18 protein-coding genes and 1 other RNA gene are annotated in these 14,254 nt (G+C 38.3%); 12 read left to right on the forward strand and 7 right to left on the reverse strand.

Translation table 11 applies throughout. The features are described from left to right. Positions 1–161 precede the first annotated feature (161 nt). The 5 genes from tpx (at position 162) to V7121_RS15205 (ending at position 4,680) form a co-directional block, all read left to right on the forward strand. Positions 162–662 (forward strand): thiol peroxidase, encoded by a 501-nt coding sequence (gene tpx, locus V7121_RS15185; RefSeq protein WP_335498879.1) that lies wholly within the window; start codon positions 162–164, stop codon positions 660–662. Positions 663–819: 157 nt separating this feature from the next. Then, on the forward strand, positions 820–1,800 hold the full coding sequence (locus tag V7121_RS15190) for a class I SAM-dependent methyltransferase (RefSeq protein WP_335498881.1): 981 nt from the start codon (positions 820–822) through the stop codon (positions 1,798–1,800). A 222-nt stretch (positions 1,801–2,022) separates the two neighbouring features. Continuing rightward, the gene (locus V7121_RS15195) at positions 2,023–3,216 is read left to right on the forward strand and encodes an acetate kinase (protein ID WP_335498884.1); all 1,194 of its coding nucleotides are present in this window, start codon (positions 2,023–2,025) and stop codon (positions 3,214–3,216) included. Between the two features lie 112 nt (positions 3,217–3,328). Further along, the gene (locus V7121_RS15200) at positions 3,329–4,171 is read left to right on the forward strand and encodes an EcsC family protein (RefSeq protein WP_335498886.1); all 843 of its coding nucleotides are present in this window, start codon (positions 3,329–3,331) and stop codon (positions 4,169–4,171) included. Continuing rightward, positions 4,168–4,680, forward strand: a complete 513-nt coding sequence (locus tag V7121_RS15205; protein ID WP_335498891.1) for a MogA/MoaB family molybdenum cofactor biosynthesis protein — start codon at positions 4,168–4,170, stop codon at positions 4,678–4,680. The genes V7121_RS15200 and V7121_RS15205 overlap by 4 nt, the downstream gene beginning before the upstream one ends. Before the next feature lie 118 nt (positions 4,681–4,798). On the opposite strand, the gene V7121_RS15210 is transcribed toward V7121_RS15205, so the two are convergent. Together V7121_RS15210 and V7121_RS15215 are read right to left on the reverse strand one after the other, a co-directional pair. Continuing rightward, a complete protein-coding gene (locus V7121_RS15210; RefSeq protein ID WP_335547094.1) occupies positions 4,799–5,113 on the reverse strand; it encodes a hypothetical protein in 315 nt (104 codons plus the stop codon). Between the two features lie 142 nt (positions 5,114–5,255). After that, the gene (locus tag V7121_RS15215) at positions 5,256–5,708 is read right to left on the reverse strand and encodes a universal stress protein (protein ID WP_335498897.1); all 453 of its coding nucleotides are present in this window, start codon (positions 5,706–5,708) and stop codon (positions 5,256–5,258) included. A gap of 104 nt (positions 5,709–5,812) precedes the next feature. Here V7121_RS15215 and V7121_RS15220 point away from each other — a divergent pair, with 104 nt between their 5' ends. The 3 genes from V7121_RS15220 to ald all read left to right on the forward strand — a co-directional run bounded on the left by V7121_RS15220 (position 5,813) and on the right by ald (position 7,757). After that, the gene (locus tag V7121_RS15220; protein ID WP_335498900.1) at positions 5,813–5,971 is read left to right on the forward strand and encodes a hypothetical protein; all 159 of its coding nucleotides are present in this window, start codon (positions 5,813–5,815) and stop codon (positions 5,969–5,971) included. Positions 5,972–6,127: 156 nt separating this feature from the next. Next, a complete protein-coding gene (locus tag V7121_RS15225) occupies positions 6,128–6,475 on the forward strand; it encodes a hypothetical protein (protein ID WP_335547097.1) in 348 nt (115 codons plus the stop codon). Between the two features lie 163 nt (positions 6,476–6,638). Continuing rightward, positions 6,639–7,757: an alanine dehydrogenase gene (gene ald, locus V7121_RS15230; RefSeq protein ID WP_335547099.1), complete on the forward strand. Its 1,119-nt coding sequence runs from the start codon at positions 6,639–6,641 to the stop codon at positions 7,755–7,757. A gap of 94 nt (positions 7,758–7,851) precedes the next feature. Here ald and ssrS read toward each other — a convergent pair. Together ssrS and V7121_RS15240 are read right to left on the reverse strand one after the other, a co-directional pair. Beyond that, a non-coding RNA gene (gene ssrS / locus V7121_RS15235) (6S RNA) lies at positions 7,852–8,046 on the reverse strand. A gap of 56 nt (positions 8,047–8,102) precedes the next feature. Further along, the gene (locus V7121_RS15240; protein WP_335547101.1) at positions 8,103–9,200 is read right to left on the reverse strand and encodes a M24 family metallopeptidase; all 1,098 of its coding nucleotides are present in this window, start codon (positions 9,198–9,200) and stop codon (positions 8,103–8,105) included. A gap of 187 nt (positions 9,201–9,387) precedes the next feature. Between V7121_RS15240 and V7121_RS15245 the strand changes: the two genes are divergently transcribed. The 3 genes from V7121_RS15245 (at position 9,388) to V7121_RS15255 (ending at position 11,837) form a co-directional block, all read left to right on the forward strand. Then, a complete protein-coding gene (locus V7121_RS15245; RefSeq protein WP_335547103.1) occupies positions 9,388–10,068 on the forward strand; it encodes a metal-dependent hydrolase in 681 nt (226 codons plus the stop codon). Between the two features lie 83 nt (positions 10,069–10,151). Further along, positions 10,152–10,391: a hypothetical protein gene (locus V7121_RS15250; RefSeq protein ID WP_335498912.1), complete on the forward strand. Its 240-nt coding sequence runs from the start codon at positions 10,152–10,154 to the stop codon at positions 10,389–10,391. Between the two features lie 126 nt (positions 10,392–10,517). Continuing rightward, on the forward strand, positions 10,518–11,837 hold the full coding sequence (locus V7121_RS15255) for a CBS domain-containing protein (RefSeq protein ID WP_335547104.1): 1,320 nt from the start codon (positions 10,518–10,520) through the stop codon (positions 11,835–11,837). A gap of 45 nt (positions 11,838–11,882) precedes the next feature. Here V7121_RS15255 and V7121_RS15260 read toward each other — a convergent pair whose 3' ends face one another. Further along, entirely contained in the window at positions 11,883–12,194 is a 312-nt protein-coding gene (locus V7121_RS15260; protein WP_335547106.1) for a YtpI family protein, read from the reverse strand. Positions 12,195–12,289: 95 nt separating this feature from the next. Here V7121_RS15260 and V7121_RS15265 point away from each other — a divergent pair, with 95 nt between their 5' ends. Continuing rightward, positions 12,290–13,240 (forward strand): DHH family phosphoesterase, encoded by a 951-nt coding sequence (locus V7121_RS15265; protein WP_335498921.1) that lies wholly within the window; start codon positions 12,290–12,292, stop codon positions 13,238–13,240. A gap of 40 nt (positions 13,241–13,280) precedes the next feature. Here the strand turns inward: V7121_RS15265 and ytrI are convergent, their stop codons facing one another. Next, positions 13,281–13,781, reverse strand: coding sequence for a sporulation membrane protein YtrI (ytrI, locus tag V7121_RS15270; protein ID WP_335498924.1), 501 nt, complete (start codon positions 13,779–13,781; stop codon positions 13,281–13,283). Beyond that, positions 13,778–14,116, reverse strand: a complete 339-nt coding sequence (locus V7121_RS15275) for a YtrH family sporulation protein (protein ID WP_218347910.1) — start codon at positions 14,114–14,116, stop codon at positions 13,778–13,780. Before V7121_RS15275 ends, ytrI begins: the two co-directional genes overlap by 4 nt. Positions 14,117–14,254: the final 138 nt, after the last annotated feature.

The raw sequence follows: 14,254 nt of genomic DNA on the forward strand, positions 1-14,254 counted from the left end.
GCCGCTGACCAGGGCGCTTGCGCTTTTCCTAAAACTTTTTGATTAAATCTAAATAATTGCAAAATTATTTTTGAAAAGATATGATTTACACTGTACATATTTGAAGTAAAATGGGGAATTTAACCACCGCTTTACTTTGATACGACAAAGGAGGATGCAATATGGCAACTGTAACATTTAAAGAGAATCCGATTACGCTTTTAGGAAATGAAGTAAAGGTAGGAGACAAAGCTCCAAACTTTACTGTACTGGCCAACGACTTATCAGAAGTTACCCTCGAGAGTACGAAAGGTCAAGTACGTTTGATTACTTCCGTCCCTTCTTTGGATACGGGTGTTTGTGATGCGGAAACACGTCGTTTTAATGAGGAAGCCAATAACTTAGGCAATGTGAAAATTTTAACCGTAAGTGTAGACTTGCCATTTGCTCAAAAACGCTGGTGTGCTGCTAGCGGAATCGAAAGCGTGCAAACATTATCTGATCATCGTGATCTTTCTTTTGGTGAAGCATACGGGGTGGCAATCCAAGAATTAAGACTGCTGGCTCGGGCTGTATTTGTTGTAGATTCTAACGACAACGTAACATATGTGGAATATGTTAGTGAAGCAACCAACCACCCGAACTACGAAGCAGCACTTGAAGCAGCAAAAGCAGCGAAGTAAATTTAAAAGCTTACATCGCCTGGCCTAGGCGATGTAGCTGTATAGTAAATATTAAACGGGTCTCGGCGAAGTCGAGGCCTTTTTAAATGTTTAAACTTGTATAAAATGCACATACTCGATTAAAATGGATAAGGAAATTAACGAGGGAGGGGAAAGGATGAAAGTTTCTCCAGTAGAACAATTGTTTACATTATTTAATGAAACTGCACTTCTTTTGCAAGAAGAATTAAACTGTACATATTTAGAAGCACTCGCCGAAACGGGAGAGAATTTATTTCAAGGGTCTATCCTTCAAGAAGTCAGTGAACTGACGGAAAAAAGGATTAAGAAACAATATGCACAAATTAATTTGGAAAAGTTTTCAAACGAGGAAATTCGAAAAGCCTATCAATTGGTCATCTTAAAAGGGATGAATGATAGTGTTCAGCCTAACCATCAAATGACACCCGATTCTGTCGGGATGCTGGTAGGCTATTTAGTAGAAAGATTTATGAAACAATCAACATTCCGCTTACTTGACCCAGCGGTGGGGACGGGAAACCTGTTAACAACAGTCTTAAATCATCTCCAAAGAAAAGTAGACTCTGTCGGCGTGGAAATAGATGATCTGTTAATTAAACTTGCCTATATTAATGCTAATTTACAGGCTCACCCTATTCAACTCTTTAATCAAGACAGCCTTGAGCCAATGTTTATTGATCCAGTTGATGCAGTGATCGGAGACCTGCCTGTTGGCTTTTATCCAAATGATGTGAGAGCGGCTGATTATCAAGTCAAGGCAAGTGAAGGACATACCTATTCACATCACCTCTTTATTGAACAAAGTGTTCGCCAGACGGTTCCTGGAGGTTATTTATTCTTCCTTATCCCTAATGGACTTTTTGAAAGTGAGCAAGCAACACTATTGCATGAATTTTTTAAAGAGCATGTCATTGTTCAAGGATTGTTGCAATTACCAATCAGTATGTTTAAAAATCAAAATTCAGCGAAAAGTATCATTATCCTGCAGAAAAAGGGGGAAGCGGTGCAGCCTCCAAAACAGGCACTGCTTGTCGATTTACCTAACCTATCAAATGCGGTAGAGATGGACAAGATACTAACCAGAATGGATAAATGGTTTAAAGAAAACAAAGGATGAGCCAAGCATAACGCTGGTTCATCCTTTGTTTATATTATGAAATATCTGAATAAATTTTCATTTGTAATGTAACCGCTACCAAAGAAAATTTGCCTTGAAATATAATATACACAGTGTTTCAATTAATGATGGAAATAATCAAAGAGGGTTTGAGCAAAATAATATTGTACTACACAAATGAATCCCAAACCAGTGTTGTTATATAAAAGGAGCGGTAACAGTATGTCAAAAATTATTGCCATTAATGCGGGGAGTTCATCCTTAAAATTTCAATTATTTGAAATCCCAAGTGAAAATGTCATTACCAAAGGATTAATCGAAAGAATCGGTTTAAATGATTCAATTTTTAATATAACGGTTAATGGGGAAAAAGTTCAGGAAATAATCGATATTCCTGACCATGAAGTCGCTGTAAAAATGCTTTTAGATAAATTAACGACACTCGGAATTATAAAATCTCTTGATGAGATTACAGGAATGGGGCACCGTGTTGTCCATGGCGGTGAAACCTTTACAGATTCTGTGCTTATTACTGACGAGGTACTGAGTAAAATTGATGAATTATCTGAGCTTGCACCATTACACAACCCAGCAAATCTAACAGGAATCAAGGCTTTTATGAGCGTGCTTCCTAATGTTCCTGCTGTTGCAGTTTTTGATACAGCGTTCCACCAAACGATGCCAGAAAGCTCTTATCTATACAGCTTACCAATGGAGTATTACGAGAAATATGGTATTCGTAAGTACGGATTTCACGGAACCTCTCATAAATACGTTTCACAGCGTGCAGCTGAACTATTAGGACGTCCTGTTGAACAATTACGTCTCATTTCTTGTCATTTAGGAAATGGTGCAAGTATTGCTGCAATTGAAGGTGGTATGTCTATTGATACGTCTATGGGCTTTACACCACTTGCAGGGGTAACTATGGGTACTCGTTCCGGTAATATTGATCCTGCCTTGATCCCATATATCATGGAGAAAACGAATAAAACGGCAGAAGAAGTACTAGATGTCCTAAATAAAAAGAGCGGAATGCTGGCCATGTCTGGTTTCTCAAGCGATTTACGGGATATTGAAATTGAAGCAAAAAAAGGAAATGAACGTGCGAAATTAGCCTTAGATGTTTTTGCTAACAGAATCCATAAATACATTGGTTCTTATGCTTCACGAATGAATGGTGTCGATGCCATTATTTTCACAGCTGGTATCGGTGAAAATAGTGACACCATCCGCGAAAATGTTTTAAGAGGTCTTGAATTTATGGGTGTATATTGGGATCCAGCTCTTAATAAAGTAAGAGGGGAAGAAGCGTTTATTAACTATCCACACTCTCCAGTTAAAGTAATGATCATCCCTACAAACGAAGAAGTAATGATTGCTCGTGATGTTGTACGTCTAGCTGACATTCATTAATCTATTTAAAGGCAAAAGCTTTATAACAAGGCTTTTGCCTTTTGTTTTATTTCCAGGTAAAGCTTTATGATATACTGGAATTAGAATGCCTTGCTGTGAGGGGGAATCAATCATGCCATTAACGGACCGTGAAGCAATGATTTTGAATGAAATACGGAACTGGGAAAAAAGTTTACAGGATTTTGTACCGAATGATTTCCAACTGACCTATGAAAAATATTTGCATCATTCATTCTCATTATTACCTGAAAAGGTCCAAAGACAATTCTTTTCGGTAATCGATAGCTGGCTGTTTCATTTACATAGTATGATACAAGGCTCACAGCTGCAAATGGATGCAAAGGAGAGAATTATTTCTTCAGGGCGAATTTTTCACAAGGACCTAGAAAAAATTTCCGACCTTAAAAAGCTTAACATTGAGCAATTACAATACATAGCAGAGCAGCAGATTGCCCGTCATCGTTTTTATTCCTTTGCGCAAGGCGGCTTAGCTGGAACGGGTGGTCCATTGCTGTTAAGCACAGACATTCCGGCAATTGCCGTTATTAATTTAAGGGTAGTGCAATTAATTGCGATGACCTACGGGGTTGAGGTTAACACTCCATTTGAAATGATGACCTCCCTAAAGGTATTTCATACGGCAACATTACCGCCAAGGCTTCAAGGAGAGGGCTGGACCTCTTTAATGGAAGAATTAGACTTCCAGGAAGACTTTTATTTCTATGAAGGCAATGAAGAAATAACCGACATAACCTGGCTGGAGCAGCCAATTCAACAACTGATGAAAGCCCTAGTCATTACTTTATTCAGAAAGAAAATGATACAAGGTATACCGCTTGTCAGTATGGCCATTGGTGCCGGTGCAAATTATCAGTTAACGAGAAAAGTAACAGAGATAGCTCATAAATATTATCAACTTCGTTATCTTAGAGAAAAAGAGGAGTCTATTGGATGAGTACTCAAGAACATAAAAATGCAGCCCCCAAGACGGTTAAGTGTAAAGTCATTACCGTTAGTGATACTAGGGATAAGGAAACCGACAAAAGTGGGAGGTTAATGATTGATTTGCTTGAACAGGCAGGTCACAAAATTATTGATTACGTCATTGTTAAAGATGAAGCCGAGCCGATTCAAAATGAAATCGTTAAAGGTTGTTCCAGCGGAGAAATTGATGTCGTCCTAACAAATGGAGGAACAGGAATTGCCAAGCGGGACGTTACGATAGAAACAGTTCAAAAGTTAATTGAGAAAGAGATTGTCGGCTTTGGAGAATTATTCAGGATGTTGAGTTATCAAGAGGACATTGGTTCTGCTGCAATTCTGTCAAGAGCCATTGCGGGAGTAGTAAATAATAAAGCAGTATTTTCTACTCCAGGCTCAACCGGTGCGGTGAAGCTCGCGATGAATAAATTAATCCTGCCTGAGATTGGCCATGTAGTTAGAGAAATGCAAAAAGATCTCTAAATCAGAAAAGCGAAGGACACTAGCCGCTAGGGCGCTGGAGCTAGACAGTTATCTAAGTTCAAGACCGTATACTTTCTTAATAGAAAAAAACTCCCTTTTTCCATATAAAGGGAGTTTTTTACTGATGAACTTTTGTTGAAACAACTTCGTTTGTTCGATACCAAAGCCATAAGTCATTAATAATTGAAGCTAGTTCAGCAATTTCTGTGTTTAATTTACAAGAGAGCGGAAAATTACTTTCATTCGAAAGAAGTGCTTGTTTCTGATTAATTTGATGTTCAAGGTCACTGATTCGGTCAGGGATAGAACCACGAACTTGTTCCCAGTATAAGAGAATGTCTTGCTGTATTTCTAATGTGTATTCAGCCAATTCCATAGGGAAATCTGGGATTTGAATACCAAGACGTTCGTCAAAAGAAAAAAATTCTCTCATGCATTTTCCTCCTAACAGTTTATTATAGTTTATTCTACTATACATGGATAAGCTCTTCATCACAATGATATTTTAAAAGGCAAAATAGCAATTAAAAAAGCACGGAGAAACATTGCTCCGTGCTTTTGGAGACTTTATATTTTTATTCAGAATCTTTATCTGTACGAACAACTAGTACATCACAAGCTGCATAGCGGGTGATGTGTTCAGAAACACTGCCGATAAAGAACCTTTCCACTACATTTAATCCAGTTGCACCGCAGATAATCAAATCAGCTTTGTGCTTTTTAGCTAAATCTCTTGGAATTCTTAGTTTAGGAGAGCCGAAATCAATTTCATATTGCACATTTGTTAAACCTGCATCTTCAGCTTGTTTTAGATAATTTTCAAGCATATCCTTTGCCAGTTTTTCTGCTCTATCTCCAATGACTGTATCATAAGCCTCGATTAGTGCAAATGTTCTAGTGTCAATTACATGGACTAATACTAGGGTAGCATCATTTCTTTTAGCAATTTCCATCCCCTTTTTAAAAGCCCTATCAGCTTCTTTTGAACCATCAATAGCGACTAAAATATTTCTATATTTAAGTCCCATGATTATCATCTCCTTACTTGAATTATACATTATTTTACAGGGGATAACTGTTGCAATTTTTCGAACAATAAAGAGGTAACCAACAAAGAAAGGTGATTGGCAGAATGGAAAAACGGGATCAGAATAAGCAGTTTTTGTTTGAGTTTGATGAGAAGGGAACAATTGAAGTAAGCCAACAAATTATGAATTCATATAATAGTGGATTTATTGGAGAGGGAACAGCAATTGCAGATAATGATGATTTTGCTGAGACAGAGAGTTAAATATGGTTAAACCTTTGGACTGTCCTAACTAGGGGACAGTTTTTTTTTGGACAAATGTCTTGGGAATTTTTATTAATACGGGCGAAAACCCAAGAATGTGCATCAGAATATGCATATTCTTTAATGTGTCAATTAATTATTTCGAGGAGGAGAATTATGAATACAGAAATGTATACTATGCCTAATAACATTGATATGAACTATAATGTGGTAGATCCAGGGGATGAAAGGATTCATGGATTCCATGGAGGATTTCACGGAGGGTTCGGTCACGGATTCCACGGAGGATTTGGCCGTCCAGGATTTGGTTTTGGCCGTCCAGGATTCGGTTTTGGTTTTGGTCGCCCAGGCTTTGGCTTTGGTGGATTTGGCTTTGGTGTTCCATTCTTAACTGGATTAGCAGCTGGTGCATTATTAACTCCTGGTTACGGATATGGTTACGGATATCCATACTACCCACCATATCCATATCCTTACCCTTACCCTTACTACCCTTGGTATTAATGAGAAAAAGCTTTGCCATTCCCGGCAAAGCTTTTGCATTTTTTTTTCGAAAACAACTGTAAATCTGTTTAACGTAACAAGACTACATCTTACTTGGGAAAAAGGGTATAATAAAATTGTCTTGGTTGATTTTACTAATTTGAATTTATTTGGAGGTAAGCACATGCGGATCGGAGTACCTAAGGAAATTAAAAATAATGAAAACCGAGTAGCCATGACACCAGCCGGAGTAGTAAACCTGGTTAAATTTGGTCATGAAGTTTTTATTGAAAGTGGAGCTGGGCTTGGATCTGGTTTTTTTAATGAAGATTATGAAGCAGCAGGTGCGATATTAGTAGATTCAGCAAAAGAAGCTTGGTCTATGGAGATGGTTATGAAGGTTAAAGAGCCGCTTCCTAGCGAATATAAATTCTTCCGTGAAGGCTTAATCTTATTTACATACTTACATCTTGCCCCCGAACCAGAATTAACTAAAGCATTAATTGACAATAAAGTGGTAGGCATTGCGTATGAAACGGTACAGTTGCCAAATAGAAGCCTACCGTTATTAACCCCGATGAGTGAGGTAGCTGGAAGAATGGCAGCTCAAATTGGTGCACAGTTCCTTGAGAAGGTCCATGGCGGTATGGGGATTCTGCTATCCGGTGTTCCAGGCGTTCAAAGAGGAACGGTTACCATTATTGGCGGTGGAGTGGCAGGAACTAATGCGGCTAAAATGGCCATTGGTCTAGGAGCAAAGGTAACCATTATTGATTTAAATCCTGATCGTCTACGTCAGTTAGATGACATCTTTGGATCAGATGTGACGACACTGATGTCCAATCCTTATAACATTGCAGAAGCTGTGAAGGAATCTGATCTGGTCATTGGAGCTGTTCTTATTCCTGGGGCAAAGGCACCGAAGCTTGTAACTGAAGAGATGATTCAATCGATGAAACCAGGAAGTGTAGTGGTCGATATTGCGATTGACCAGGGTGGGATTTTTGAAACCACTGACCGGATTACTACACACGACAATCCTACCTACTTGAAGCATGGTGTCGTTCACTATGCTGTGGCGAATATGCCTGGTGCAGTGCCAAGGACTTCAACGATTGCTTTAACAAATGTAACGGTTCCATTTGCTGTACAGATTGCCAATAAAGGCTATAAACAAGCTTGTCTTAACAACGAAGCCTTGTTAAAAGGGATTAACACACTTGGCGGATATGTCACCTATCAAGCTGTCGCAGAAGCACATGGACTTGAATACTTAGATACAAAAACGTTATTGGAAAAATAATTATTCGGGGGAGGTACAGAAATGTTCCTCTCCTTTTATTTTATTAAAAGTAAAAAACCAGCCCCTCGAAAGGAACTGGCTTTGAAATACTACATATGTAGCCGCATTTGCCGTATTAATATAAGAAAGTTTTAAACCACCACTCCTCAAAGTGGGTGTTCTCAGAAACCTTCCTGCGTGTCCTCCATGTCTTATAGACAGAGGCATGTCATTCCAGCTCAATGGTTAAACTCCCTTTTACAGCTTAAAGGTTAAAACTTTATTATGACTACGAACAACGCAGCTTGTATATGTATAATATATCAATTTCATCAGGATTTCAATGTAAAAAAATGACAACTGTTATTATTTTATTATCTGTAATTCTTTCGGGAATTTAGTAAGAACTTTTGCACCGTCTGCGGTAATAAAAATGTCATCTTCTATGCGGACACCGGCCACGTTTGGAACATAAATCCCTGGTTCAATGGTATAAACCATACCTTCTTCAATAATTAGCTGGTTTGTTTCGGTTAGTGAAGGGTATTCATGGACACTTATTCCAAGCCCATGTCCGAGCCTGTGTGGGAAATATTCTCCGTAACCAGCTTCAGCAATGATTCTACGTGCAGTTAAATCCACTTCCGATGCAGATACACCAGGTTTGCTAGCTTCAATCGCAGCAAGCTGGGCTTTTAATACAGTATCATAGATCTCCTTTTGCTTGTAACTAATGTCCCCATAAGCTACAGTTCGTGTGATATCCGAACAATACCTGTCAACAACCACACCCAAATCAAATAAAACAAGATCTCCTTTTTGAATTTTTGTTTCCCCAGGATTTCCATGAGGTGAAGCCGCATTTGCCCCAGTAAGAACCATGGTTGAAAATGACATTTCAGTCACACCCTTTTGCTTTAGAGCGTACTCTAGGGCATTAAGAATTTCCAATTCTGTTTTTCCTTCTTTGATTTCACTGGAACCAAATTCAACGGCGAAATCAGCAAGGGCACAAGCTTCTTCAATAATTTTTAATTCTTTGGCATCCTTAATCATACGAAGCATTCGTAATTTTTCCTCTGCAGAAATGAATGCAGCCTGCGGGAATAGTTTTGAGAGGTGTTCATAGCGTTCCACATTCATATGTTCTTTTTCAATAGCCGTTTTTGATACTCCGTTTATTCTTTTATTAATGGAAGTTAGAACCATTTCCCATGGTTTGTCAATGTCGCTATAACCAAGAATCTCATAGTCCCAACCAGAGCGTTTGGCATCATGAACTTCCATCCCAGGGCAGACAAGGAAAGGCTCTTCCGTTTGGAAGACAACTAGTGCAAGCAACCGTTCATGTGGATTGGTGTAATAACCGCTTAAATAAAAGACATTTTCTGATGAGGTAATAAAGCTAACTTCAATATCATTTTCCCTCATCCATGTTTGAAGTTTAGATAATCGCTGATTCATTTTATCTCCCCCTATGTAATTGATATCCTATTTGAGATTATCAATTAAAACTTGAAATGTAAACAAACTGACGAACTTCCTTTTTACTGCTTAAATTCAAATGAAGAGGAATAAACTAAGTTTATGAAGGAATTCCAGTTATTGTATGGAATTAATTAATATTCAAAACCAGAAAGGAGCGAGTCTGATGAGAATTTCTTATCACGGGCATTCAGTTGTACAAATTCAAACAAATGGGAGGACCATTTTAATTGACCCGTTCATAAATGGGAATCAATTAACGGACTTGAAAGTAGCTGAAACAAAGCTTGATGTCATTATTTTATCGCATGGACATAATGACCATGTCGGGGATACAGTCGAGTTAGCAAAGAAAAATAATGCGCTGGTTGTTGCTAACCATGAACTTTCAACTTACCTAAGCTGGCAGGGAGTAAACACCCATGCAATGCATATTGGCGGAGCTCATCAATTTGAGTTTGGCAAAGTTAAATTAACGCAAGCTTTTCATGGTTCTAGCTATACAACAGAAAATAATGAACTCATCTATTGCGGTATGCCGGCTGGGATATTATTTATGAATGAAGGGTATACGATTTATCATGCCGGAGATACAGCACTATTTTCCGATATGAAGTTAATTGGTGAGCGTCATCCGATTGATGTGGCCTTCCTGCCGATTGGTGATAATTTTACAATGGGACCAGAAGATGCTGCGTATGCTGCCGGATTATTAAAAGCTAAAACTGTTGTTCCTATCCACTTCAACACCTTTCCGCCTATTAAACAAGATCCATTTAAGTTTATTGAGCTGCTTGAAGATAAAAACGGAAAAGTACTTCAGCCAGGTGAATCGATTGAAATATAAATGTTCTTAGGTAAATTACATACTTTTTTTCCTCCTCTATGCATAAATATGGAACAAGCAGTCTTTAGAGGGAGGAATTTCATTTGAAAAAGAACCGTTATTTACTATGCTTGTTACTCTGTGGCTTCTTGCTTTACTATGGGGCTCCAAGATTATCCATTCATGCAGAAGGTGCAGAGGGGATATTTTCGTTAACCTGGCTCGCATTTGCATTAATCGTCATCGCTGGAAATCTGACAGGTCTGCTTTATACGCCTAAAAGGCAGGGGAAAAACCTTCAAACGGGACGTCGGACAAGGAAAAAATCAAGGTCATTCCATTAATGAATTAAGGGAATGTGAGAATCTGCATTGAATCAAGGCTTTTAACACTCTATAATAACATTTATACGTAATCCGAATTATTCAATACTGAATAATTGGAAGTTGACTATAAAAAGGGTGAAGGTCTTGGCCACTAAGCATGAACAAATTTTACAATATATTGATGGGCTTCCAATTGGGGAAAAGATATCTGTCCGGCAAATTGCCAAGGCAATGTCCGTTAGCGAAGGTACAGCTTACCGAGCGATTAAGGAAGCGGAAAATAAAGGATATGTAAGCACCATCGAACGTGTGGGAACCATTAGAATCGAACGTAAGAAGAAAGAAAATATTGAAAAGCTCACATTTGCTGAGGTCGTAAATATTGTTGATGGTCAAGTATTGGGCGGAAGAACAGGGTTGCATAAAACACTAAATAAGTTTGTAATTGGTGCAATGAAATTAGAAGCAATGATGCGCTACACTGAGGCCGGTAACCTATTGATTGTGGGAAACCGGACGCAGGCTCATGAATTAGCTTTAAAGGCAGGCGCCGCCGTGCTGATTACCGGTGGTTTTGATGCTGAAGAACATATTAAAAAGCTGGCTGACAAACTAGAAATCCCAGTGATTTCTACGAGTTATGATACATTTACGGTTGCAACCATGATTAACCGCGCCATTTATGACCAGTTAATAAAAAAGGAAATTATTCTTGTAGAGGATATTTTAACACCGCTTGCTGAAACTTTTTATTTAAAGACCACGGATAAGGTATCTAAATGGCATGAATTTAATCAACAAACTGCCCACAGCCGCTATCCTGTTGTTGATCAAAATATGAAGATCCAAGGGATGGTTACAAGTAAGGATATCTTAGGTCAGGATATGGAGATATCAATTGACAAAATTATGACCAAACATCCAATGTCTGTTAATGGAAAGACAAGTGTAGCGTCGACAGCTCATACCATGGTCTGGGAAGGGATTGAAGTCCTTCCAGTCACGGATGACGCTAACCGTCTTGAAGGAATTATTAGCAGGCAGGATGTTTTAAAGGCATTACAAATGAACCAGCGGCAGCCGCAGGTTGGCGAAACCATTGATGATATCGTTACAAATCAGATGGTTTTAATGCAGGGAAAAGCAAAAGGTGAAGAGGTCTACACATGTGAAGTAACCCCTCAAATGACAAACCAACTTGGAACTATTTCATATGGTGTTTTTACAACCATTGTTGCTGATGCGGCTAATCGGGTCTTACGTACCTACAAAAAAGGTGACCTTGTCGTTGAAAATATGACCATTTACTTTATTAAGCCAGTTCAAATGGAAAGTAACTTAGAAATATATCCAAAGGTACTTGAAGTGGGTCGTAAATTCGGAAAAGTGGATGTAGAAGTGTTCAATGAGGGAGTTTTAGTTGGAAAAGCGATGATGATGTGTCAGTTGCTCGATAGAAATTAGAAAGAAAGCACAAAGCCGCACTTCAGAGAGGCGGCTTTGTGCTTTTTACTTTTGGAGTTCAAAGTTTTTTGCTTCCTCAATTGCGAAAGGAAGGTAATGATTATATTTTTTGTAACCAATCCAGCTGAATCCAGCACCATAAATAATAAATAATGAAGCTACAAGATACGTAAGGGCTGTATCGGAAATAAATAACAAGTGATTAACTCCAAATAAAAAAACAAAAAGCCCAAGAGCAATATTGGATTTAGCAGCAAGCCATTTCTTTTCTACCAAACGGTTGCTTCTGAAGTATTTTGTTTTATAAAATAGATAGAAAGCAAAGAGAATAGCAATTAATACAACAAGAACAAACATATTATTTCCTCCAAGCATAGAAAATCTTTTATTATTGTAACTGTTAAAACAAAAAAATACCACCTTCGTTTATGAGTGGTAAAGGAGCATTGCCCATGATTGAACAAATATTAGCAGAGATTGAAAAATATGAAACCATTATTATTCATCGTCATGTCCGTCCTGATCCGGATGCATATGGATCACAAGGTGGGTTAGCAGCTATCCTGAAGGAATCCTATCCAGATAAAAAGATTTACGCAGTTGGTCAGGAAGAACCGACTCTCCATTACATGCGCAGGCTTGATGTGATTGAAGATTCAGTATACAAAGGAGCATTGGTGATCGTTTGTGATACCGCCAATGCTGAAAGGATATGCGATAAGCGTTACGTACTTGGCGATAAATTAATCAAAATTGATCATCACCCGAACGAAGACCGGTATGGCGATTTACTATGGGTCGATACAAGTGCAAGCTCATGCAGCGAAATGATTTATGAATTTTATTTAAATGGAAAATCCAAAGGATTAAAAATGAATGATGAAGCAGCCAGATTATTATATGCAGGGATTGTTGGGGACACAGGACGATTCCTTTTCCCGAGCACAACAGAAAAAACGCTTGGCTATGCAGGAGAGTTGATCCATTATAATTTTTCGCGGACAGAATTATTTGACAAGATGTATGAATTAGATACTAATATCATTAAATTAAACGGATATATACTCCAAAATTTCGAACTACAGGAAAATGGGGTGGCTTCCGTAAAACTAACAAAAGAATTGCTAACGAAATATAGTGCAAAACCCTCAGAAGCCTCTTTATTGGTCGGAACATTAGGAAATGTTAAAGGAATTAAGGCGTGGGTTTTCTTTATCGAAGAAAATGAACAAATAAGAGTGCGTCTTCGTTCAAAAGGTCCGGTAATCAATGGAGTTGCAAGGAAGTTCAAAGGGGGAGGGCATCCGCTTGCATCAGGTGCCTCCATCTATTCGTGGAGCGAAGTGGATGAAGTATTGAAAGCACTTGGCGAGGTCTGTGAGAACTACTCATTTAACCAATAAACAAATAGAAAAATCGGCCTTCGTACGGCCGATTTTCTTTTTATTCAAACTGAATCTCTAGTTGTATTGAGAGGTTCGTGTAAAAGACCATTTCTTTTACCTTCAGTTTGTACCTTTTATCATTTATTTTTATTGGTTTATTTTCAATGATTTTTTTCAGGAGGTCTTTACTTTTGTAAACTGTTTCGATATCTTTGGCGATCATCATGTTAATATCATCTTTTACGGCATCTTCTGTTTCTAGCACACTTAAGGAATCAAGTTTATATTTTTCCCAATTTGTTATTTTTATGTTGATTTTCTGAACCGTCAGCTGTTCTATTTTTCGTTTATTTATTTCTTTATATTCTTCCTGCCAAATCTTTTTCTCTTCGTTTAGGTCAACTATGTCTTGGGCTTGTTTCCGAATCAATTCGGTATTCTCCTCTTGCCAAACTCCATAAATATATAAAAAAATACACCAGCTTATTGCCCCTCCAACAGCCATTCCTGCAAAAAAACGCTGCCAGGAAGGTTTTCTATATAACGGCGGTATTCTCATGATGAGATATGCTCCTGCGTTAACCAATTAATAATTAAAGCTCCTGTCTGGGCACCGCCTAAGGCAGAGAGGATTAATAAAAACTGCTTAAAAAGATCCTTGGTATCGGCGTTAAATAGCCCCCGTTCAAACGTATAAACTGCGTCAAAAGTTCCTCCGATGGCGGAAACAATCGCCCAAATTCTAAGTGCTGAAGAGAGGCGATAAACGGTCGTAAGCGGCGGCTGCCCGGTTAGGAATGAAGCAATTCCCCCAATAAGTGCTCCGCCAAGTACAACTCCTAAGGCAATAAAGTAGCTTTCTATAAAAGCAGGAAAAAAGCCTATTTCTTTCATTTTCGTCAACCGCCCTTACCTAAAATCAATCCCAATACTCATTTATATGGACAAACCCCTGCAAATATGAATGAAGAATTGTCTAGCTTCAATCAGGACGCTTCCGCTTTTCTAATAAAAATGAGAACATATTTTCTT

This window comes from Neobacillus drentensis, from assembly GCF_036962125.1.
Classification (GTDB): domain Bacteria; phylum Bacillota; class Bacilli; order Bacillales; family Cytobacillaceae; genus Neobacillus; species Neobacillus drentensis_B.